This is a genomic window from Enterobacter sp. ENT02, from assembly GCF_019219165.1.
GTDB classification, from domain to species: Bacteria; Pseudomonadota; Gammaproteobacteria; order Enterobacterales; family Enterobacteriaceae; genus Enterobacter; species Enterobacter mori.
Window position 1 is genome coordinate 84,614 of the sequence record NZ_JAHUWD010000011.1, and the last position, 23,322, is coordinate 107,935.

The following is a 23,322-nucleotide window of genomic DNA, read 5'->3' on the forward strand; positions in this document are numbered from 1 at the left end:
TTCTTGCCGGGCGGCACTGCGTTTGCCCGGCCTACAAAAACACTATCGTAGGCCCGGTAAGCGCAGCGCCACCGGGCAAAGAAACATCAGCGGAAGTTAACGTTCTTATCACTGGTCATGTCATACAGCTGGAACTTACGTCCAAGCTGCTGGCCGCCGTCGCGCGTCAGCGGCGTCCAGCCAATCGCCGCACGGCTGCGGGTTGGTCCTGACGAGAAGAGATCCAGCGGAATCGACACATAGACCCCTTTGGTGAAGTCCCCTTCCCCGTATTCGTCCGGCGAGACGTTGGTGATGGTGGCATAACCGCCCACCACGACGCCGCTGTCGAAGTGTTTGGAGATATCCAGCGTACCGCCCTTATCGCCCGCCAGATACTGGCCGACGCTGGCTTTCACCAGCACGTCCTGCGCGAACGACGGCGTCCAGTAGGCGGTCAGGTGACCCGTTTTGACGCTGTAGTCGGTGAACGTCATCATGTCCTGCGCGCTGCGCCAGTCACGCTGTTTGACGTAGTTAGCGTCAATCCCAAACGCCCAGTTGCTGTCAACAGGACGGTACAGCACCTCCGCCCCCGCACCGCCAAACATGGTTTCCAGATACCCACCGTACACCTGGCCGTAGAAGCCGTTGCCGAAGTACTGGAAGTAGTTGGCCTGCAGGTTGTTCACGTAAGCATTGTTTTGCACATACTCACGCACGCGGGTACGCACGCGAGGCAGCGTTGAGTCGTTTGGCGGGTTGGTGTAGTTGAACTTATCGTAGTTGTTAGCGACGTTGCCAAACAGGCTGCCGGTGGTCAGCAGGTGGTCGGTGACCCACAGATCCGCCGTCGCCATCACGCCCAGCTGGTACATATAGAAGTTTTCAGGCCCGCCGACGGACTGGTTCAGCACCGGGTCGATATGGAAATCAAAGCGGGATTTATCGATATACCAGCCCTGCTCGGTGGTGTCTGGCACCACGGGCTCGATGCGTTTTTGCACCAGCTCGGTTTCATGCCCGAGCGGTTCACCTTCCAGATGGCGCTTGAGGCTGGCGACGTCCGTTTCGGTCGTCACCTGTGGCATGTTGAGGCGGTTTTCCGTCACGCGGATCGTGCGGATCCCCTCCGGCAGATCGTTCATCACGATCCGGTTGGCGCGCTCGATCCCTTCGCGCGAGTCGCGGTATTTCACCTGCTCGCCGGTGACGTACAGCGTGTCGCCCTTGGTCTGAATTTTCGGATCGGCCAGGCCGGCGTTGTATTTCAGTAACGTCAGCTGATTGGCGACCACGGAGTGCTGGAGGATCGCATCCTGCGGCTCCGGCTGATACGCGGGCCGCGCATTGTCGTTATAGTGCGGACGCATATCGTTAAAGTTGGTGCGCAGCGTGAAGCCAAACATCAGGGTATTGCCACGCTCGTAGCTGAGGTTAACGTCGGCCCAATCGGTGACGCGGTAAATGGCGCCGACGTTAAACTTGCTCTTCTGCTCAATTTTCCCGGCGAAGTCCTGCGAGTAATCATTCCCTTCATACTCCAGCTTCAGGCGTAATGGCTGCCAGGGCGTTTGATACTCCACGCCGCCAAACAGCGAGGCCGGACCATGAAACATCTGATCCCCGTTGATGGAGCCCGCTTTCTGGTAGCTGTTATCGCGGTAGCAGTATTTATCGCTGTAGGTACAGAACGGGTTTTTGACGTTACCGCTGGTACCCAGATAGCCCCAGCCAAGCCCCAATGAGAAGTCAAACGGCCCCCAGGCTTTGCTGGCCACGACGTATTCCGCATCAAACAGGCCGGTCCCGCCGATATCTTTCGCGCCTACGGAAACCTGCGGCATCCAGTAGCTCTCTTCCCAGAGTCGCAGCTTGACGTCGAAGGCCTTGTCCTTATAGGTCTGATCGCCGGAGAACGCGTCGACGCTGCTGTATTGTTTCGTTCGCACGTCTGTATAGCGCAGCGTGGTTTCGAGCCACGGGAACAACTGTACGGAGGCGGAGTAGTAGCGATACTGGTCGTTGTCGCGGTAGTTGAGGCTGATCTCCCCCTCGCGCGCCATACGCGCGGTAGGGGTTTGCAGTAAACCGACGCCGCCGAAGTCTGATTGCGACGGCCCAATGGGCGCCGGATACGTTTCCGCATGGCAGGCAGCGCTTACGCACAGCGCCAGCATGCTGTAGAGATAGGTTCTTTTCATTAATCCGGTATCCGCTGCGTCAGGGAATGAAGGATATCGGCATTAAGCCCGTCATACGCCTTCGTCCAGAAATGGTCGGCAAAGCCGACAAAAATCACGCTGCCGGGCATGGGTTCGAGATGTCGCTTATTCCAGTATGCTACGGGTGCTTTTTGCGTATGCCCGTCGGGGTAAACAATCCAGGCGTAGCTGTTATCCGCGCCGCTCAGCAGGCTTTGTTCATCGAGATAGCTCGCCACATCGCGACCGGGGGTAAAGGGCTTTTTGCCCGGGCTGCTGATTAGCCCCATCACGGTCACCGTCGTCGGCTTCACCGGCAGCCAGAGCGTGTACTCCCCTTCAAGCGTGGGGTTACCCTTTTCCGCGACGCGCACTTCATCTGGATCAAGGTTCACCTTCTGGCGGCCTGTTACCTTCAGCGCCTGGAGCTGCTGGCGAACGTTGTTGATAGCGGCGGCATCGTCGCCGTCTTCCTGCTCCGCCAAACCCGTCAGGCGAGCCAGCAGGGCATGGTGTTGTTGTTCCGCCGCTACCGTTGCCTGACGCTCGCTGATGACCGCTCCCGGCCACCAGCTATTAGCCAGCCTTGGCTGTCCAACGAGATCGAGCAGATGCTCTGCGTTAGTTAAGGTTTTGGGTTGCGCGTTGTCCGGCGTGTAGACTTTCACTGTTCCCGCTGACCATGCCAGCGGCGTGGCAAGACTGGCGAGAAGCGCAATGTGGATGAGCGTTTTCATGATTTCGCCGCCTTGATCAGGGTTGTTTTCACCGGGAAGAAATCGGCACCGAGATACTGCAAGGACTGGCGAATTTGCCCTTCTTCATCTATCCAGTAACGGTTATGCCAGGTCGCCTGGTCGGTCGTGACCTCTTCATCCAGCACGCGAGTCTGCGTTTCGTCGCTACCGACGTTGACACTGTCTGTGCCGTCCCAGCGGAAGGTAGAACGCGCCGTGGCGTAGCGCACCTGCTGGTGTTCGGTCCAACCCATTGTGCGCGTCCAGCTTGCGCCGTCGGTAATCTGGTTAGGTTTGATCAGCGGATCGTCGGCGAGATTGTTTACCTCAAGCAGATTGTCGCCACCAAGCAGCGTTTTCACGATACGACCATGCTGCGTCACGATGGTGGCCTGATCCTGCGTCACCCATTTCTGCTGCCCGTTTTCATCGAAAGCGAGCACCACAAACAGTTGCGGGCCATCGTTTAGCTGCATGTACTGGCTGGCATACGGCATGTTCTGCAGTTCGTCATCGGTCAGATGCACGCCCGGCGTACCGAACAGGCTGTCCCACAGGGAATTCCCCAGCCCTTTGGTAGTGGCTGAGCACGCCTGCAACAGCAGGCAAATCATAATGATTGCAGGTCGCTTCACGACTCTTCTCCGAAGGGGCGAAATAACCACACCGAAGTGTGGTTATGATTAAAACACCCGCTATTACTGGGTGCTGGTCGTCGTGGTGGTCGTGGTTCCGGTATTGGAGCCATCACCGCCACCGGTTGCCGCCAGCGCGACACCCACGGCTGAACTTACGGTGCTGGCGCTGGCTGCGGTAGAACTTCCCGCAGACGCAGACGTCGCAGCCGACCCTGCTGCTTCCCCGACCTGAACCGGAGCTGCATAAACAGATGTCGCCGCAAGCGCAGATATGGCAAAAATGCCATACAGTACTTTTTTCATAACAATTTCCCTTCAATGAATGAATGGAGATTTGCCCGAAAAGAAATTCAGGCGGATTCGAGTATACACAACTAAAGCAGCGGGATTGCCGTACGGATAAATAGGGAGGGAGTTTTCAGACTAATGGATAAAAACGAAACATAAGACGAATAACTAAAATATATTATGATTAAAAATCAACAATATATAATTAATCACTAATAATTTAATTATCCGGATTTTCCTAAAATAAACCGCAGTGATTAACGGGTTAACGGGCTTTTTCAGATAAAACTCAGAACCAGAATTTGAGTTAACTAACAGACATCAGGAATTATCCGATAAAAAAATGCCGGCATATCGCCGGCATTTTTCATGACATATTTATTACGCACGCCATGCTTTATAACGGTTAATCAGGCCGTTTGTTGAGCTGTCGTGGCTGTCGATTGCTTTATCGTCACCCAGCTCTGGCAGAATGCGGTTTGCCAGCTGTTTGCCCAGCTCAACGCCCCACTGGTCAAAGGTGAAGATGTTCAGGATAGCGCCCTGAGTGAAGATCTTGTGCTCGTACAGGGCAATTAGCGCGCCCAGGCTGAACGGGGTGATTTCGCGCAGCAGAATGGAGTTGGTTGGACGGTTGCCTTCGAATACCTTGAAAGGCACAACGTGGTCCAGGGTTGCCGGATCTTTACCCTGGTCACGGTATTCCTGCTCAACCACCTCGCGAGATTTACCGAACGCCAGCGCTTCAGTCTGCGCGAAGAAGTTGGACAGCAGCTTCGGATGGTGGTCAGACAATGCGTTGTGCGTGATAGCCGGCGCGATGAAATCACACGGTACCATTTTGGTACCCTGGTGAATCAGCTGATAGAACGCATGCTGGCCGTTGGTGCCTGGCTCGCCCCAGATGATTGGGCCAGTCTGGTAATCCACCGCGTTGCCGTTACGGTCAACGTATTTACCGTTGGATTCCATGTTGCCCTGCTGGAAGTAGGCCGCAAAGCGGTGCATGTACTGGTCGTACGGCAGGATCGCTTCGGTTTCAGCGCCGAAGAAGTTGTTGTACCAGATACCGATCAGCGCCAGCAGCACCGGCAGGTTTTTCTCCGGTGCGGTGGTGGAGAAGTGTTTATCCATCGCGTGCGCGCCGGAGAGCAGCTCAACGAAGTTGTCGAAGCCCACAGACAGGATGATGGACAGACCAATCGCGGACCAGAGTGAGTAGCGGCCACCAACCCAGTCCCAGAACTCGAACATGTTCGCGGTATCAATACCGAACTCGCCCACCGCTTTACCGTTGGTAGACAGCGCCGCGAAGTGTTTCGCCACGTGTTTGTTGTCGCCAGCCGTTTTCAGGAACCAGTCGCGCGCGCTGTGGGCGTTGGTCATGGTTTCCTGGGTGGTGAAGGTTTTGGACGCGACCAGGAACAGGGTGGTTTCCGGGTTCACTTTCTTCAGCACTTCGGCGATATGGGTACCATCAACGTTAGACACGAAATGCATGTTGAGGTGGTTTTTGTACGGACGCAGCGCTTCGGTCACCATGAATGGGCCGAGGTCAGAACCGCCGATACCGATGTTCACCACGTCGGTGATAGCCTTGCCGGTGTAGCCTTTCCAGCTACCGGAGATGATCGCTTCAGAGAAGGCTTTCATCTTTTCCAGCACCGCGTTCACTTCCGGCATGACGTCTTTGCCGTCAACGATAATTGGCGTATTGCTACGGTTACGCAGGGCTACGTGCAGCACGGCGCGGTCTTCGGTACGGTTGATCTTCTCACCGGAGAACATGGATTTGATGGCGTCGGCCAGCTCAGTTTCTTTCGCCAGATCCTGCAGTTTTGCCAGCGTCTCTTCGGTAATGCGGTTTTTGGAGAAATCCACCAGCATCAGGTCGTCGAAGGTTGCGGAAAACTTATTGAAACGATCGGCATCTTTCGCGAACAGATCCGCGATGGTGACGTCTTTCATTTCATCAAAATGTGTCTGTAGTGCCTGCCAGGCAGCGGTCTGCGTTGGATTGATGTTTTTCATTAGCAATACTCTTCTGATTTGAGAATTGTGACTGCGGTCGATTGTAGCGCCTGCAAATAAAAATTGTGATGGTTTTTATGCCATTGCCCTGGCCTGCATCAAACGCAGGTGAAAAGACCCGAAAAGTATAGCTGCTGGCGGAGCCTCCTGGGGCGGCGAAATGTCGCCCAAAACAGGCTAAAAGGGAGCATAAAATATGGCCCTGTTATAAGTCCTGTTACTGAGGGGTACCCCCCCATAAAAAATCCGCATAATCCCAGCATTGACAGGACCTCCCCCACATTTTATTTATAGGGCCGTATTTTGCGCCTGCACCTGTTTTCGTTTCTTTCTTGTGCCATGGTCGCTCTATTCATTCCCTGACACGAGGTTGTTATGACGAGTTTTGTGGTCGCCAAGTTTGGCGGCACCAGTGTGGCCGATTACGATGCCATGAACCGCAGCGCCGATGTGGTGCTGGCCGATCCGAATACCCGCCTGGTGGTGCTTTCTGCATCCGCTGGCGTGACGAACCTGCTGGTTTCTCTGTCTGAAGGACTTGAAGCGACAGAACGTTTCGTGAAGCTGGATGCACTGCGCAAAATTCAGTTCGACATCCTGGAACGTCTGCAAAATCCGAACGTGATCCGCGAGGAAGTGGAACGTCTGCTGGAAAATATTACCACCCTGGCAGAAGCGGCTTCCCTGGCGACCTCCACCGCCCTGACCGACGAACTGGTCAGCCACGGTGAACTGATGTCCACCCTGCTGTTTGTTGAAATCATGCGCGAACGTAACGTTCAGGCGCAGTGGTTTGACGTGCGTAAAATCATGCGTACCAGCGACCGCTTTGGCCGCGCCGAACCGGACGTTGAAGCGCTGGCTGAACTGACCAACCAGCAGCTGGCCCCGCGCCTGGCGGAAGGCATGGTGATCACTCAGGGCTTTATTGGCAGTGAAGCGAAAGGCCGCACCACCACCCTTGGCCGTGGCGGCAGCGACTACACCGCCGCGCTGCTGGGCGAAGCGCTGCACGCCACCCGCGTGGATATCTGGACAGATGTTCCAGGTATCTACACCACCGATCCTCGTGTGGTCTCTGCGGCAAAACGTATCGATGTAATCGCGTTTGAAGAAGCGGCTGAAATGGCGACTTTCGGCGCTAAAGTGCTGCACCCAGCGACGCTCCTGCCTGCAGTGCGCAGCGATATTCCTGTCTTCGTGGGTTCCAGTAAAGATCCAAAAGCGGGCGGCACGCTGGTCTGCAAGAAAACCGAGAACCCGCCATTGTTCCGCGCGCTGGCCCTGCGCCGTAAGCAGACGCTGGTGACGTTACACAGCCATAATATGCTGCACTCTCGCGGCTTCCTGGCGGAAGTGTTTGGCATTCTGGCGCGCCACAACATCTCCGTGGACCTGATCACCACCTCTGAAGTGAGCATTGCGCTGACGCTGGACACCACTGGCTCAACGTCTACCGGCGACACCCTGTTGACGCAGTCACTGCTGATTGAACTGTCTGAACTGTGCCGGGTTGAGGTAGAAGAAGATCTGGCGCTGGTGGCCATCATTGGCAATAAGCTGTCGCGCGCCTGCGGCGTGGGCAAAGAGGTCTTCGGCGTGCTCGACCCGTTCAGCATCCGCATGATCTGCTACGGCGCGTCCAGCTACAACCTCTGCTTCCTGGTCCCAGCCGACCAGGCGGAGCAGGTGGTGCAGAAACTTCATCAGAATTTGTTTGAATAAAATTCGTTAGCACGATAAACATTATCTACAAGCCGGGCACAGACCCGGCTTTTTCATAACTAAACAACACGACAATACTGCAAGGAAACCACTATGTTATCCGCCATCACGCGGCTGTTCCCGTTATGGGCGCTGCTGCTCTCCGTACTCGCGTATTACACCCCCACCACGTTCACCGGTATTGGCCCGTGGGTCACCACGCTGCTAATGTTGATTATGCTCGGTATGGGCGTACATCTGAAAATCGACGACTTTAAGCGCGTGCTGTCCCGCCCGGCTCCGGTTGCTGCAGGGATCTTCCTCCACTACCTGGTGATGCCGCTTGCGGCGTGGCTGCTGGCTATGGCTTTTAAGATGCCGCCCGACCTCTCCGCCGGGATGGTGCTGGTGGGCAGCGTGGCCAGCGGCACGGCGTCAAACGTGATGATCTTTCTTGCGAAAGGCGACGTGGCACTCTCCGTCACTATCTCTTCCGTCTCAACGCTGGTTGGCGTAATTGCCACACCGCTGTTAACCCGCCTGTATGTAGACGCGCATATCCAGGTTGACGTGATGGGTATGCTGCTGAGCATTCTGCAAATCGTGGTGATCCCGATTGCGCTGGGTCTGGTGATTCACCATCTTTTCCCACGCGTGGTGAAAGCGGTTGAGCCGTATCTGCCTGCGTTTTCGATGGTCTGTATTCTGGCCATCATCAGCGCCGTGGTGGCGGGCTCCGCGTCGCACATTGCTTCCGTAGGATTTGTGGTGATTATCGCGGTGGTGCTGCATAACACTATCGGCCTGCTGGGCGGCTACTGGGGCGGGAAGCTGTTTGGCTTTGACGAATCGACCTGCCGCACGCTGGCAATCGAAGTGGGCATGCAGAACTCCGGCCTGGCGGCGGCGCTCGGGAAAATCTACTTCTCACCGCTGGCGGCACTGCCGGGAGCCCTGTTCTCCGTCTGGCATAATCTGTCCGGTTCGCTGCTGGCGGGCTACTGGTCCGGCAAACCGATTGATGGGCAAACGAAAAAAGATGCGGTGAAACAGGGTTAATTGGCGGTACTTGCTTTACACTGAAGCCTCTCTCTCAGGAGGCTTCAGCAATGGCTACACCACGATTGACCCAGAAAGACATGACGGAAGCCGAGCAGCGCGAACTTAAAACGCTTCTCGACCGCGCGCGCATCGCACATGGCCGTACGCTGACGAACGCCGAAACCAATCAGGTGAAAAAGGAGTACATCGATAAACTGATAGCTCAGCGTGACGCCGAGGCGAAGAAAGCCCGCAAACTGAAAAAGCAGCAGGCCTATAAGCCGGATACTGAAACGACCTTTTCCTGGTCGGCCACGACCTCAACCCGTGGAAGGCGCTAATTAGCGCCCTTTCTTTTTGCGGCCAGGCTGGGCAAAGCGTTTTCCGTTGGCCGGTTTGCCTCGACCTTTCTCTTCCGCCTGCGGCGCCTTCACCACCGGGCGCTTAATGGCCTGCGTTTTCGGTTTCGCTTTAGCTTTCGGCTTCGCTTCGGAGGATGAGTTCTCGATAAGCCTGAACAGCTCGATCAGCTCGTCTCCGGTTAAATCACGCCACTCGCCGAGCGGAATGCCCGACAGGCTGACGTTCATAATGCGCGTGCGTTCCAGCTTCGTCACTTCATAACCGAAGTGCTCGCACATGCGGCGGATCTGACGGTTTAAGCCCTGCACCAGCGTAATGCGGAACGCGAACGGTGCTTCTTTCTTGACCTTACACTTTTTCGTGACGGTACCGAGGATCGGCACGCCCGCGCCCATGCCACGAATAAATTCGTCCGTCACCGGCTTGTTCACCGTGACAATGTACTCTTTCTCGTGGTCGTTACCGGCACGCAGAATTTTGTTGACCAGGTCACCGTGGTTGGTAAGGAAAATCAGCCCCTGAGAGTCTTTATCCAGACGGCCAATCGGGAAGATACGGCTGCTGTGGTTCACGAAATCAACGATGTTGTCCCGCTCACCGTCTTCCGTGGTGCTGACAATCCCAACCGGTTTGTTCAACGCGATAAACACCAGGTCTTCAGCATCACGCGGCTCGATGACCTGACCATTCACTTTAACCACATCGCCAGGCACCACCTGGTCTCCGATGGTGGCGCGTTTGCCGTTAAGAAACACGTTACCTTGTTCAATGTAACGGTCAGCCTCGCGACGTGAGCAGATCCCGCTCTCGCTAATGTATTTGTTTAATCGGGTTGATTGAGTTGGCAGCATAGTTTCTCCTGTGAAGGGCGAAATATACCTTACCTTGCGGCTGACAAAAAAGTGTTAGTAGCCGTTGATCAAAAAATCGAGTGCATCCCGCAGTGAAGCCCGGTTTTGCGTAAGATCGGCAACACGCTCGCCTAACTCTTTTGGCGATATGCCTGCCATCATGTGCATCATGACCACGCAGGGTTTTCCCGCGACCTCAACGGCGGGAGCGACCAGTACATGCTTCATCAGAACGACCTCTGAAAGTCACTAAAGGAGCCGTTTTCATCAACCCACTGGTTAATGGCGTCAATCGAAGCTTTATTTTCTTCCAGCCACTCTGCGCGCCGATGTTCACGAAATTGCTCCTGCAAAGCCGCCGTTAGCACGGCAGAAAGGTTAAGTTTAAGCCTTCGCGCCTCTTCAAGGATGTCGGGCGACAGGGAAACATTCACTGATTTTTTAATGCTATTAGCACCGCGCATGAGAACCCCCATTGGAATGCGCATGAATTGGCGAAGTGTAGCGTAATAATTGAGCACTTCCTATTCCTTTAAAAATGTAAGGGTTGAAGAATAAATTGCTCTTTATGGGGAGTCACGCCTCACAAAACCGTTTTGCGAGGCGCTTTCAGAGATTAATACTCATCCCGCTCGTCATCTTCATCCGGTTGCTCCATCACGCTGTACGCCACCGCGCAGAACAACGAGTTGAGACGTTTCATATCCCCCAGCAGCCCCAGATGCAGGGAGCTGGTTTCGATACTCTGCACGTTCTGCTGGTGCAGACGCTCGACGTGAGCGTGCGAGTAGCGGCGGTTCAGAATGCGGAAACGGTGCTTGTTGCGGCGCAGGCGGCGCGCGCTCGGTACGTCGCTTGAGAAGAAGACCGACATCGCCAGCTTCAGGTTGCTGACCAGCTGTTCGTGCAGCGCTTCCAGCTCCTTCAGCCCTTCGCCCGAGAACGCTCGACGCGCGGCCAGGGCTTTGTCGGCGATCTCGCTGCCCATACGTTCAACGATATCCGACGCCTGCTCAAGGTTGAGCGACATCTCGATAATTTCCGCCCAGCGTCGGGACTCCTCTTCCGCCAGTTCGTCCTGCGGGAGGCGCGCCAGATAGAGCTTGATGGCGGTGTACAGCACGTTGATGTCGTCTGCCAGCCTGCGCAGCTCTTTCTCTTCGCGCGGCTCGCCGTGCATCACCTTCTGCAGCCCTTCGAGCATGGTTTCCATCGCATCGCCCATGCGCAGCGTTTCACGGGCGGCATTAGCGATAGCCAGCGCGGGCGTATCCAGCACCGAGGTATCCAGATGCTTCGGCTTAAGGCGCGCATCCAGCTCCGGTTCATCGCGGATGAGGCGCTCGCAGAAGCGGGCCATCGGCGCGGCGAACGGCACCATCGCCAGACAGCGCACCAGGTTGTAGAAGACGTGGAAGTAGATCACCAGCTCCGCCTTCGGTAGCGGAAGGTTGTCCATCAGGTTCGCCAGCGGGTGAACGAACGGCAGAATAATCAGGCTGCCCACCAGCTTAAACAGCAGGCTGCCCAGCGCCACGCGGCGGGCGGCGGCATTGGCGGCGCTGTTATTGAGCATCGCCAGCAGGCCGGAGCCGAGGTTGGCCCCGATCACCAGGCACAGCGCCACCGGGAAGGAGATCGCGCCTGCAGCGGTGAGCGTGGCCGTCAGCAGAACTGCCGCCAGGCTGGAGTAGCTGACGATAGCAAACACCGCACCGATCAGTGCATCCAGCATGATATCCCCGGTCAGCGAGGCGAAGATGACCTGCACGCCGTTGGCTTCGGTGATAGGGGTAACCGCCTGAACAATCAGCTCCAGCGCCAGCAGGATCAACCCGAGGCCAATCCCCACGCGGCCAAGCTGTCCCGCACGCGTCTGCTTACGGCCAAGGAAGAAGATCACGCCGAGGAAAATCAGCAGCGGCGACAGCCAGGAGAGATCGAAGGTCAGAACACGCGCCATCAGCGCGGTACCGACGTCGGCCCCCAGAACGATCACCAGCGCCGGGGCGAGTGCGACCAGATCCTGCGCCACAAACGAGGTGACGAGCATCGTGGTGGCGTTGCTGCTTTGCACCAGCGCCGTAACGCCGATGCCCGCGCAGAACGCGAGCGGCTTCTTCTCAACGCTGCTGCTGAGGACGGTACGTAATCGCGCGCCGAACACGCGCATCACGCCGGTACGGACGATATGGGTGCCCCAAACGAGCAGTGCGACTGCAGAGAGCAGGTGTAACAACGTCAACACGGAAGGTTTTCCTCCTTATCGTTATCTATTTTCCTGAGGTTCGCTGCGCGTTGCCTTGCCGAATGACGGCTACGCGTAGGCCCGGCAAGCGCAGCGCCACCGGGCAATAGGGTTAGAACCTTATTTCAGTATAAGGGTTTAAACGTAAGAAAGAGACAGGGCGCCCCATGAGCGCCCTGTTTGTTGTAAGGAAAAGTGATTTTAGTCGGCGTCGTAGCCCAGATTCGGTGCCAGCCAGCGTTCCACTTCAGACACGCTCATGCCTTTGCGCAGGGCATAATCTTCGATCTGATCCCGCTGCAGCTGAGCCACGGCAAAGTACTTGCTGTCCGGATGGCTGAAATACCAGCCGGAAACAGACGCGCCCGGCCACATGGCGAACGACTCGGTGAGCTTCATGCCGGTATGTGTTTCCACGTCCAGCAGTTTCCAGATGGTGCCTTTTTCGGTGTGCTCCGGGCAGGCCGGATAGCCCGGCGCCGGGCGAATACCCTGGTAATTTTCGCGGATCAGTTCCTCGTTGCTGAGGTTCTCATTCGCCGCGTAGCCCCAGTGCACCTTACGCACACGCTCGTGGAGGTACTCGGCGAAGGCTTCCGCCAGGCGGTCAGCGATCGCTTTCACCATGATTTTGTTGTAATCATCGTGCTTCGCTTCGAACGCATCCGCCAGCGCGTCTTCTTCCAGACCGCCGGTTACCGCAAAGGCGCCGATGTAGTCGGCTTTACCACTTAACTTAGGTGCGACGAAATCGGCCAGGCAGTAGTTGGCAAAGCCCACTTTCTCCGTTTGCTGGCGCAGATGGCGGCTGACCGCCAGCACGTGGGTGCGGGTTTCATCGCGGTAAATTTCCACGTCGTCGCCCACGCGGTTCGCCGGGAACAGGCCCACCACGCCGCGCGGGTTGAGGGTTTTCTCTGCGCTCAGCGTGTCGAGCATGTCGTTGGCATCGTTAAACAGACGCTTCGCCTCCTCTCCTACCACCTCATCTTCCAGGATACGAGGATATTTGCCCGCCAGCGACCAGGTCATAAAGAACGGCGTCCAGTCAATGTAGTTGCGCAGCGTCTCGATGCTTGCCGTTACGTCCTGCACGCCCAGACGGTGTGCGACCGGCGGCGTATAGCTGGACCAGTCAAACGCCAGATCGTTGTCGCGCGCCGCCTGAAGTGAAACAGGCGGGGTGCGTGGCTTCTTACGGCCGTGCTGGATGCGAACGGTTTCGTACTCTTTGCGGGTGCGCGCCACAAAATCGTCGCGCTGGGTGTCGGAGAGCAGCGCGGAGACCACGCCCACGGTGCGCGAGGCGTTTTGCACGTAAACCGTCGGGCCGCTGTAGTTCTGCTCGATTTTCACCGCCGTGTGCGCTTTCGAGGTGGTCGCTCCGCCAATCAGCAGCGGGATGGTAAAGCCCTGACGCTCCATCTCTTTCGCCACGTTGACCATCTCGTCCAGGGACGGGGTAATCAGCCCGGAAAGGCCAATCAGGTCAGCATTCACCTCGCGCGCGGTCTTGAGGATTTTGTCCGCCGGGACCATCACGCCGAGGTCGATAATTTCGTAGTTATTACACTGCAGCACTACGCCGACGATATTCTTGCCGATGTCGTGCACGTCGCCCTTCACGGTGGCAATCACCATCTTGCCATTGCTGGAGCCTTTCTCTTTGCTGGCTTCGATGTAGGGCTCGAGATACGCCACCGCCTGCTTCATCACGCGGGCGGATTTCACCACCTGCGGCAGGAACATTTTGCCCTCACCGAACAGATCGCCGACCACGTTCATGCCGTCCATCAGCGGGCCTTCGATCACTTCGATGGGACGGGCGGCCTGCTGACGTGCTTCTTCAGTGTCGAGTTCAATAAATTCGGTAATGCCTTTGACCAGCGAATATTCCAGACGCTTTTTCACGTCCCAGGAACGCCACTCGGCCTGCTGTACGTTTGCCGCCTCATCCGATTTGCTGCCGCGGTATTTCTCCGCCAGGTCCAGCATGCGCTCGGTGGCGTCGTCACGGCGGTTAAGGATCACGTCCTCAACGGCATCGCGCAGCTCGGCAGGGAGGTCGTCGTAAATTGCCAGCTGCCCGGCGTTAACGATCCCCATGTCCATTCCGTTGCGGATGGCGTAGTAGAGGAACACGGCGTGGATCGCTTCACGCACCGGGTCGTTGCCGCGGAACGAGAACGACACGTTCGACACGCCGCCGGAGATCAGCGCATGCGGCAGTTCACGCTTGATGTCTTCACACGCCCCGATAAAGTCCTGGGCGTAGTTGTTGTGCTCTTCAATCCCGGTCGCGACGGCGAAGATATTCGGGTCAAAGATGATATCTTCCGGCGGGAAGCCCACCTCTTCGGTCAAAATCTTGTACGCGCGGCGGCATATCTCGATTTTGCGCTCGCGGGTATCCGCCTGGCCCACTTCGTCGAAGGCCATCACCACCACGGCGGCACCGTAGCGGCGGACCATCTTCGCGTGGTGGATAAAGATATCAACCCCCTCCTTCATCGAGATGGAGTTAACGATGCCTTTGCCCTGGATGCACTTCAGCCCTTTTTCAATGACTTCCCATTTGGAAGAGTCAATCATGATCGGCACGCGGGCGATGTCCGGCTCACCGGCAATCAGATTGAGGAAACGCACCATCGCCGCTTCGGCGTCGAGCATCCCCTCGTCCATGTTGATATCGATAATCTGCGCGCCGCTTTCCACCTGCTGGCGGGCAACGTCCAGCGCTTCGCTGTACTTCTCTTCTTTGATCAGGCGCTTGAACTTTGCCGAACCGGTGACGTTAGTACGCTCACCCACGTTCACAAACAGGCTGTCGTCGCCGATGGTCAACGGCTCAAGGCCGGAAAGGCGACAGGCAACCGGAAGCTCGGGCAGCTTGCGCGGCGGCAGCCCGGCCACGGCGTTGCTCATGGCCGCGATGTGCTCCGGCGTGGTGCCGCAGCAGCCGCCGACGATGTTCAGGAAGCCAGACTCGGCCCACTCGCGGATTTGCGCCGCCATGGTGTCGGCATCGAGATCGTATTCACCGAACGCGTTCGGCAGACCGGCGTTCGGGTGGGCGGTGACGTAGCATTCCGCGATACGGGAAAGCTCCTGCACGTACTGGCGCAGTTCATCTGGCCCCAGCGCACAGTTGAGGCCAAAGGAGAGCGCTTCGGCGTGGCGCAGGGAGTTATAAAACGCTTCGGTTGTCTGGCCGGACAGTGTACGGCCAGAAGCGTCAGTGATGGTGCCGGAAATCATGATCGGCAGGTCAACGCCCAGCGCCTCGAACTCCTCTTTCACCGCGTAAATCGCCGCTTTGGCGTTGAGGGTGTCGAATACGGTTTCAATCAGGATCAGGTCGGAACCGCCTTCCACCAGCGCTCTGGTCGATTCGCGGTAGGCGGCCACCAGCTGGTCAAAGGTGATATTACGAAACGCCGGGTCGTTGACGTCCGGTGAAATCGACGCGGTGCGGTTCGTCGGGCCAAGCACCCCGGCAACGTAGCGCGGTTTGTCCGGCGTGCGGGCCGTCCACTCGTCGGCGCAGGCGCGCGCAAGCTTTGCGGCTTCAAAGTTGATCTCCGCCGACAGGGATTCCATCTGGTAATCCGCCATGGCGATGGTTGTCGAGTTGAAGGTGTTGGTCTCAACGATATCCGCACCCGCCTCGAAGTAGGCGTTGTGGATATCCTTAATAACGGACGGCTTGCTAAGCACCAGAAGGTCATTGTTCCCCTTCAGGTCGCAGGGCCAGTCGGCAAAGCGCTCGCCGCGGAAATCGTCTTCACCGAGACGATAACCCTGGATCATGGTGCCCATGCCGCCGTCCAGCACCAGAATTCGTTCATTTAACTGCGCACGCAGTTGCTCTACTTTGCTGCTCACACTTGCTCCCGACAACGCTCAACAAGGCCAAAAGGCTGGGTTCCATACTGGCACAATCTCGCAGGGTGGAAAAGTCACACAGCGGTAACATGAGACATGTTCACCATCACTCCTCCGATCAGTCATGAAAGCGGTTGCAAAATCACCAAATAAAACGAAAATGATTTCCACGATACAGAAAAAGGAGATCGTCATGGTCACGACCGTTCCCGCCAAACGCGGTAGAAAGCCAGCTGCCACCACCGCAGCACAACCCGGCGGACAGGTTCAATCGCTCACGCGTGGTTTGAAGCTGCTGGAGTGGATAGCCGAGTCGCACGGCAGCGTGGCCCTGACCGAGTTGGCCCAGCAGGCTGGTCTGCCGAACTCCACGACGCACCGCCTGCTAACCACCATGCAGCAGCTGGGCTTTGTCCGTCAGGTGGGCGAACTGGGGCACTGGGCGGTGGGCGCGCATGCGTTTATCGTCGGCAGCAGCTTCCTGCAGAGCCGCAACCTGCTGGCGATTGTGCATCCGATTCTGCGCAAGCTGATGGAAGACTCCGGCGAGACGGTCAACCTGGCGGTGCTGGACCAGAGCGACCACCAGGCGATTATCATCGACCAGGTGCAGTGCACACAGCTGATGCGTATGTCCGCACCGATTGGCGGCAAGCTGCCCATGCACGCGTCCGGGGCGGGGAAAGCGTTTCTCTCGCAGCTGAGCGAGGAGCAGGTGACGGGGCTGCTGCACCGTAAAGGTCTGCACGCCTATACCCACGCCACGCTAGTCTCGCCCGTGCATCTGAAAGAAGATCTGGCCCTGACCCGCAAGCGCGGCTACTCGTTTGATGATGAGGAGCATGCGCTGGGCCTGCGCTGCCTGGCATCCTGTATTTTTGACGAGCACCGCGAGCCGTTTGCCGCCATCTCCATCTCCGGCCCCATTTCACGCATGACCGACGACCGCGTGACCGAGTTGGGTGCGCTGGTGATTAAGGCGGCGAAAGAGGTGACGCTGGCGTACGGCGGGATCCGTTAAGATTGAGTGCGGCCTGATGCCCTCACCCCGGCCCTCTCCCACAGGGAGAGGGAGAAAACATGATGACCTCACCCTGCGGGAGAGGGAGAAAATCGGATGCTAAACCGCTGCTTGCGGCGGTAAGCGTACACATCTTCCACGTGCCCATTTTTGATCCGCGTTTGCAGCCCGCGCCAGTAGCTGGCGCGGAAAAGATCCTCATGCATCTCTTCGAATAGCGGCCCGATGCGCGGGTCGGCGCACAGCCAGTGGCGAAACTCCTCCGGAAACACGTCCCCCGGCGAGACGCTATACCACGGCTCACCGGACAGCTCATCTTCCGGGTAGCGGGGCTGTGGGATATCGCGGAAATTCACCTCGGTCATGTAGCAAATTTCGTCGTAATCGTAGAACACCACCCGCCCGTGACGGGTGACGCCAAAGTTTTTAAACAGCATGTCGCCGGGGAAAATATTGGCGGCGGCAAGCTGGCGAATCGCGTTGCCGTATTCTTCAATGGCGTCACGTAAGGCCTGACCGTCAGACTGCTCAAGCCAGATATTCAGCGGTACCATGCGGCGTTCGATGTAGAGATGGCTGATCACGATTTTGTCACCAAGATCGGTGATTTTCGCGGGCGCTTCCTGCATTAACAGCGCCATGAGCGCCGGGTCGATCTGCTGTTTATCCAGCACAAAGTTTTCGAATTCCTGGGTATCTGCCATCCGCCCGACGCGGTCGTGCTCTTTAACCAGCTGATAGCAGGCGCGGACGTGCGCAGCGCTCATCTCCTTCTGCGGCGCGAATCTGTCTTTAATCACCTTAAAGACCCGGTCGAAACCCGGCAGCGTAAAGACCAGCATCACCATACCGCGAATGCCTGGCGCTTCGATAAACTGCTCGTCGGCCGTGGTGACATAGCGCAGGTACTCCCGGTAGCTTTCCGTTTTGGCGTGCTTCTGGCATCCAATCGCCATATACAGCTCGGCGGTAGTTTTGCCCGGCAGGATCTCGCGCAGCCACTCCACCAGAGCGGCAGGCAGCGGGGCGTACACCATGAAATAGGAGCGGGCGAAGCCAAATACGATGCTGGCCTCGGCGCCGGTAGTCAGGCAGGTATCGACAAACAGTTCCCCGTCGTCGGTACGGTGAATCGGCAGCAGAAACGGCACAATAGCGGTTGGCGTAACCAGTTTGCCCACCAGCCAGGCGGCTTTATTGCGGTAGAAAAGCTCGTTGGCAACCTGCAAATGGCTGCGGCTGAGCACCTCCGCGCCGAAGGTTTCGTTGAGATGCGCGTGGATATAACCGATATCCCGGGTTTTATTTTCCCAGGGCAAGCGCAGCGGCAGATCCGTTAGCACGCGGTGCAGGAGCTTTTCCCATCCGCGATCGGGAAAGAAGTCTTTCGCCAGCGGACGCGGAATGGAACGAAAGCGTCGCTCCGGCTGGGAGCTGAAGATAAATAACCGCTCAGGAGATAATGAGCGGTGGTCAAATAACCGGCAATAGACGGAGTTGAAAAAGCTCTCCGCAATCTCGAAGCGCGGGTAATCGGGTAACAAATGGGTGTAATGCTCTTTGACGCGCAGTAAAAAATCCGCGTCCGGGCTTTTACCGTCGGTAATACAGCGCAGTTGCTCCACCACCAGACCCACGTGGTGGTCGTAGAGATGAATACGCTGCTTCATGGCCTGCTGAACCGCATGCCAGTCTGCATGTTCGAAGCGCTGCTGCGCGCCGGATGTCACTTCAAGAAAACGACCATACTGGGCATCAAAGCCCTGCAAAATGGTTTGGGCAATCAGCAATTCCAGGCCACGCGACATATATTCCCCTCACCCTAGCCCTCTCCCCAAAGGGGAGAGGGAACGGTCTGGTGCGAATCTGTTTTCCCCCCTCGCCCCTTCGGGGAGAGGGCCGGGGTGAGGGGGGAAAATCAGAACTGTGCTTCTTCGGTTGAGCCCGTTAAGGCGGTGACGGAGGAGGTGCCGCCCTGAATAATCGTAGTCACATTATCAAAGTAACCGGTTCCCACCTCCTGCTGGTGAGACACGAAGGTGTAGCCGTCTTTACCCGCGGCAAACTCCGGCTGCTGCACCTTCTCAACGTAGTGCTTCATGCCCTCACCCTGCGCGTAGGCGTGCGCCAGGTCGAACATGTTGAACCACATGCTGTGGATGCCTGCCAGGGTAATGAACTGGTATTTGTAGCCCATGTCGGACAGCTGCTGCTGGAAGCTGGCGATGGTTTTGTCATTCAGCTTTTTCTGCCAGTTGAAGGACGGCGAGCAGTTGTAGGCCAGCAGCTTGCCCGGGTATTTCGCGTGGATGGCGTCGGCAAAGCGTTTTGCCAACGCCAGATCCGGCGTTGAGGTTTCACACCAGACCAGGTCCGCATAAGGCGCGTACGCCAGGCCACGGCTGATAGCCTGTTCAATGCCGGCATGGGTACGGTAGAAGCCTTCACTGGTACGCTCGCCAGTGATGAACTCGCTGTCGTACGGGTCGCAGTCAGAGGTGATCAGGTCCGCCGCGTCCGCATCGGTACGGGCAATCACCAGCGTCGGCACGCCGAGCACGTCAGCAGCCAGACGCGCCGCAACCAGCTTCTGTACGGCTTCCTGTGTAGGAACGAGCACCTTACCGCCCATGTGTCCGCATTTCTTCACTGACGCCAGCTGGTCTTCGAAGTGAACGGCCGCTGCACCGGCCTCAATCATCGATTTCATCAGCTCGAAGGCGTTCAGCACGCCGCCGAAGCCCGCTTCTGCATCCGCGACGATCGGCAGGAAGTAATCCGTAAAGCGCGGATCGTTTGGCTCGATACCGGCGGCCCACTGGATCTGATCCGCACGGCGGAAGGTGTTGTTGATCCGATCCACCACCGACGGCACGGAGTTAGCCGGATAGAGCGACTGATCCGGGTACATGCTGGAGGCCAGGTTAGCGTCCGCCGCGACCTGCCAGCCGGAGAGGTAAATCGCCTCGATCCCGGCCTTCGCCTGCTGCAGCGCCTGACCGCCGGTCAGCGCGCCGAGGCTGTTGATGTAGCCCTTTTTGGAGCCACCGTGCAGCAGCTTCCACATTTTCGCCGCACCGTTCTGTGCCAGCGTGCACTCCGGGTTGACCGAGCCGCGTAATTTCACCACTTCCTCTGCGCTGTACGGACGGCGGATGCCTTCCCAGCGCGGTTGAGTCCACTCTTTCTTTAACTCTTCGATTTGTTGGGTACGGGTTTTCATGTGCAGATGCTCCATATTGTTATGTGGTGAGTTACGCCAGGAAGCGGTAGCCCGGCAGGGTCAGGAAGTCGATTAAGTCATCTGATGTGGTGATTTGCTCCATCAGGCGCGCAGCGTCATCAAAACGTCCGCTGCTGAAGCGGTGTTCGCCCAGCTCGTCCTGGATCACCCGCATCTCTTCGGCCAGCATCTGGCGGAACAGGGATTTAGTCACCGGTTTGCCGTTGCTGAGCGTTTTTTGATGATGGATCCACTGCCAGATGGAGGTGCGAGAGATCTCCGCCGTCGCGGCATCTTCCATCAGGCCATAGATAGGCACGCAGCCGTTACCGGAGATCCACGCTTCGATGTACTGGACCGCGACGCGGATATTGGCACGCATGCCCTCCTCCGTACGCTCACCCGTACACGGTGCCAGCAGCTGTTCTTCTGCGATGGGTGCATCGTCTTCACGCGTGACAAACAGCTGGTTTTTATTGTCACCAAGCACGCGGTTAAAGACCTCCATCGCCGTATCGGCCAGACCTGGATGGGCAATCCACGTGCCGTCGTGGCCGTTACGTGCTTCAAGTTCTTTATCGGCTTTCACCTTGTTGAGCACCTGGTTATTGCGTTCTGCATCTTTGCTCGGAATGAATGCCGCCATGCCGCCCATCGCAAAGGCACCGCGCTTGTGGCAAGTTTTGATCAGCAGACGCGAGTAGGCGCTGAGGAATGGTTTATCCATGGTGACCACCTGACGATCCGGCAGCACACGATCGCCGTGATTTTTCAGGGTTTTGATGTAGCTGAAGATGTAGTCCCAGCGTCCGCAGTTCAGGCCGACAATATGATCGCGCAGCGCATGCAGGATTTCATGCATCTGGAATACCGCAGGCAGCGTTTCAATCAGCAGCGTGGCCTTGATGGTGCCGCGCGGCAGGTCAAAACGGTCTTCCGCGTAGCTAAACACTTCGCTCCACCAGGCCGCCTCCTGCCAGGACTGCGTTTTTGGCAGGTAGAAATAGGGGCCGCTGCCTTTTGCCAGCAGGCTTTTATGGTTGTGGAAGAAATAGAGTGCGAAATCAAACAGGCTGCCCGGAATGGCTTCCCCACGCCAGGTGACATGTTTTTCAGGCAGGTGCAGGCCGCGTACGCGACAGATCAGCACCGCCGGGTTCGGCTTGAGCTGATAAATTTTACCGGCTTCGTTGGTGTAGCTGATGGTGCCGTTTACAGCGTCGCGCAGGTTGATCTGCCCCTCGATGACCTTACGCCAGTCCGGCGCCAGCGAGTCTTCGAAATCGGCCATAAAGACTTTAACATTCGCGTTCATGGCGTTGATCACCATTTTACGCTCTACCGGACCGGTGATCTCAACGCGACGATCCTGTAAATCTTCAGGAATGCCGCGAATTTTCCACTCACCACGGCGAATGGAAGCGGTTTCCGAAATGAAGCCAGGCAACTTGCCATCGTCAATTTCCTGCTGCTGATGAATACGTGCCGCCAGCAGCTTATTACGCTGTGGCGTAAAGCGGGTCACCAGCTCAGTCAGAAATTCTACCGCTTCTGGCGTCAAAACCTGCTGTTCTTGCTCGCCATACGGCTGGGTAAAGGCCAGTTCATCGACCGTCGTTGCCTGTTGAGTCATTACTCTGCTCCTCATCAAAGATCCAAAATCACGCCCCCGATGCGAACGAAAGATCGTTGGGTAGTTTTCGCTCAGCAGAATTAAGACTATCTATATTTTTTCCAAAATCAAAAACAATTTCCATTTTAATTGTTAATTGCAATTAATTTATTGATTTTATTGAGATTAAAGTTTAATCGAATGGTGAGTGGCATTTCGGAAATAAAAAAGGCACCCGAAGGTGCCTGATTTGAATAGCTGAAACGCTTTAGGATCGTTTAGTGCAGAAGATTACTCCAGCGTCGGATTCATGTGACGCAGATCGTATGGCGTTATCTGGTAGACGTAATAGTTGAGCCAGTTAGTGAAAAGCAAATTCCCGTGGCTGCGCCAGGTTGCTCTCGGTTTGTTTTGCGGATCGTCTTTTGGGAAATAGTTGTACGGTACTTCCGGATTAAGACCCGCTTCGACATCACGGAAATACTCTGACGCGAGAGTATGCGGATCGTATTCAGGATGCCCGGTCACAAAAGCAATACGTTTATCCTTGCTGGCAAACAGATAAGCATCTCCATCTTCCGTTTCGGCCAGGATCTCCAGATCGGTGTAATCACGAATCAGCTGGGCCGGGAAATCGGCGTAGCGAGAATGTGGGGCCAGGAAAGAGTCATCGAAACCACGTGTCAGCAACGCATGTGGATGAAGAATGTGGTGTTCGTATACGCCGGAGAGTTTTTCATTGCGGGTTTGCTTGGGGATGCCATAAAGAATATTCAGTGCGGCTTGTACCGCCCAACAGACAAACAATGTGGACGTGACGTGATCTTTTGCCCACTCCAGGACCTGTTTGATCTGTGGCCAGTAGGCGACATCGTTAAATTCAACCAGACCGAGCGGCGCACCGGTCACAATCAGTCCGTCGAAGTTTTCACCCTGAATGTCATCGAAGTTACAGTAGAAGTTGTTCAGATGCTCAGAAGGCGTGTTACGCGACTCGCGGGCATCGATCCGCAGCAGCTGTATATCGACCTGCAGCGGAGAATTCGACAGCAGGCGCAGAAACTGGTTCTCCGTTTCGATCTTTTTTGGCATCAGATTGAGAATAAGCACCTTCAGCGGGCGAATTTCCTGACCTGTCGCACGCGAAGCCGTCATGACGAAGACATTTTCTTCACGCAAGAAATTGACGGCTGGTAGCTCGTCCTGCACCCGAATCGGCATAACTTAATATCCTCACAACATACGTATAAACGTTTAGACATCCAGATAGCTAACGATACCCAGAAACGGGCATAATGTCGAGCCTGCAAGCGTAAGGTGAGAAAGTTTCAAGGAGGGGGAAAAACAAAAGCAAAAAACCCCGCACCTTACGGTACGGGGTTCTTCTAATTGATGCCTGGCAGTTCCCTACTCTCACATGGGGAGACCCCACACTACCATCGGCGCTACGGCGTTTCACTTCTGAGTTCGGCATGGGGTCAGGTGGGACCACCGCGC

The 23,322-nt window shown here is 56.6% G+C and carries 18 protein-coding genes and 1 rRNA gene; 4 read left to right on the forward strand and 15 right to left on the reverse strand.

The annotated features are described in order from the left end of the window. Nucleotides 1-86 precede the first annotated feature (86 nt). From KW829_RS21715 to pgi, 5 genes are all read right to left on the reverse strand, one after another. Nucleotides 87-2,183, reverse strand: coding sequence for a YjbH domain-containing protein (locus tag KW829_RS21715; RefSeq protein WP_218309065.1), 2,097 nt, complete (start codon nt 2,181-2,183; stop codon nt 87-89). Beyond that, on the reverse strand, nt 2,183-2,920 hold the full coding sequence (locus KW829_RS21720) for a capsule biosynthesis GfcC D2 domain-containing protein (RefSeq protein WP_218309067.1): 738 nt from the start codon (nt 2,918-2,920) through the stop codon (nt 2,183-2,185). The genes KW829_RS21715 and KW829_RS21720 overlap by 1 nt, the downstream gene beginning before the upstream one ends. Further along, the gene (locus KW829_RS21725) at nt 2,917-3,555 is read right to left on the reverse strand and encodes a YjbF family lipoprotein (protein ID WP_218309069.1); all 639 of its coding nucleotides are present in this window, start codon (nt 3,553-3,555) and stop codon (nt 2,917-2,919) included. The genes KW829_RS21720 and KW829_RS21725 overlap by 4 nt, the downstream gene beginning before the upstream one ends. Nucleotides 3,556-3,618: 63 nt before the next feature. Further along, entirely contained in the window at nt 3,619-3,861 is a 243-nt protein-coding gene (gene yjbE / locus KW829_RS21730) for an exopolysaccharide production protein YjbE (protein ID WP_008503423.1), read from the reverse strand. 366 nt (nt 3,862-4,227) lie between these two features. Next, nucleotides 4,228-5,877, reverse strand: a complete 1,650-nt coding sequence (gene pgi / locus KW829_RS21735; protein WP_218309070.1) for a glucose-6-phosphate isomerase — start codon at nt 5,875-5,877, stop codon at nt 4,228-4,230. A gap of 375 nt (nt 5,878-6,252) precedes the next feature. Here pgi and lysC point away from each other — a divergent pair, with 375 nt between their 5' ends. The 3 genes from lysC (at nt 6,253) to KW829_RS21750 (ending at nt 8,963) form a co-directional block, all read left to right on the forward strand. Then, nucleotides 6,253-7,602, forward strand: coding sequence for a lysine-sensitive aspartokinase 3 (lysC, locus tag KW829_RS21740; protein WP_089598598.1), 1,350 nt, complete (start codon nt 6,253-6,255; stop codon nt 7,600-7,602). A gap of 93 nt (nt 7,603-7,695) precedes the next feature. Further along, nucleotides 7,696-8,640, forward strand: a complete 945-nt coding sequence (gene panS, locus KW829_RS21745; protein WP_172701804.1) for a ketopantoate/pantoate/pantothenate transporter PanS — start codon at nt 7,696-7,698, stop codon at nt 8,638-8,640. Nucleotides 8,641-8,690: 50 nt separating this feature from the next. Then, the gene (locus KW829_RS21750; protein ID WP_218309072.1) at nt 8,691-8,963 is read left to right on the forward strand and encodes a DUF3811 domain-containing protein; all 273 of its coding nucleotides are present in this window, start codon (nt 8,691-8,693) and stop codon (nt 8,961-8,963) included. Here KW829_RS21750 and rluF read toward each other — a convergent pair whose 3' ends face one another. The 5 genes from rluF to metH all read right to left on the reverse strand — a co-directional run bounded on the left by rluF (nt 8,964) and on the right by metH (nt 15,969). Further along, nucleotides 8,964-9,836: a 23S rRNA pseudouridine(2604) synthase RluF gene (gene rluF, locus KW829_RS21755; protein ID WP_172701805.1), complete on the reverse strand. Its 873-nt coding sequence runs from the start codon at nt 9,834-9,836 to the stop codon at nt 8,964-8,966. A gap of 54 nt (nt 9,837-9,890) precedes the next feature. Next, nucleotides 9,891-10,064 (reverse strand): CcdB family protein, encoded by a 174-nt coding sequence (locus tag KW829_RS21760; protein WP_023334123.1) that lies wholly within the window; start codon nt 10,062-10,064, stop codon nt 9,891-9,893. Further along, nucleotides 10,064-10,357, reverse strand: coding sequence for a type II toxin-antitoxin system CcdA family antitoxin (locus KW829_RS21765; RefSeq protein WP_032666560.1), 294 nt, complete (start codon nt 10,355-10,357; stop codon nt 10,064-10,066). The genes KW829_RS21760 and KW829_RS21765 overlap by 1 nt, the downstream gene beginning before the upstream one ends. A 95-nt stretch (nt 10,358-10,452) precedes the next feature. Continuing rightward, a complete protein-coding gene (locus KW829_RS21770) occupies nt 10,453-12,084 on the reverse strand; it encodes a Na/Pi cotransporter family protein (protein ID WP_218309073.1) in 1,632 nt (543 codons plus the stop codon). Between the two features lie 201 nt (nt 12,085-12,285). After that, a complete protein-coding gene (gene metH / locus KW829_RS21775; RefSeq protein WP_172701806.1) occupies nt 12,286-15,969 on the reverse strand; it encodes a methionine synthase in 3,684 nt (1,227 codons plus the stop codon). 193 nt (nt 15,970-16,162) lie between these two features. Between metH and iclR the strand changes: the two genes are divergently transcribed. Continuing rightward, entirely contained in the window at nt 16,163-16,990 is an 828-nt protein-coding gene (gene iclR / locus KW829_RS21780; RefSeq protein ID WP_074136400.1) for a glyoxylate bypass operon transcriptional repressor IclR, read from the forward strand. A 68-nt stretch (nt 16,991-17,058) separates the two neighbouring features. Here iclR and aceK read toward each other — a convergent pair whose 3' ends face one another. The 5 genes from aceK to rrf form a co-directional block, all read right to left on the reverse strand. After that, nucleotides 17,059-18,798, reverse strand: coding sequence for a bifunctional isocitrate dehydrogenase kinase/phosphatase (gene aceK / locus KW829_RS21785; RefSeq protein ID WP_218309075.1), 1,740 nt, complete (start codon nt 18,796-18,798; stop codon nt 17,059-17,061). Between the two features lie 110 nt (nt 18,799-18,908). Continuing rightward, a complete protein-coding gene (aceA, locus tag KW829_RS21790) occupies nt 18,909-20,213 on the reverse strand; it encodes an isocitrate lyase (protein ID WP_218309076.1) in 1,305 nt (434 codons plus the stop codon). 31 nt (nt 20,214-20,244) lie between these two features. Next, nucleotides 20,245-21,846, reverse strand: a complete 1,602-nt coding sequence (gene aceB, locus KW829_RS21795) for a malate synthase A (RefSeq protein WP_218309078.1) — start codon at nt 21,844-21,846, stop codon at nt 20,245-20,247. A gap of 270 nt (nt 21,847-22,116) precedes the next feature. Further along, nucleotides 22,117-23,046 (reverse strand): homoserine O-succinyltransferase, encoded by a 930-nt coding sequence (metA, locus tag KW829_RS21800; protein WP_218309079.1) that lies wholly within the window; start codon nt 23,044-23,046, stop codon nt 22,117-22,119. 173 nt (nt 23,047-23,219) lie between these two features. Next, nucleotides 23,220-23,322 (reverse strand): 5S ribosomal RNA (gene rrf / locus KW829_RS21805); the annotation flags it as partial.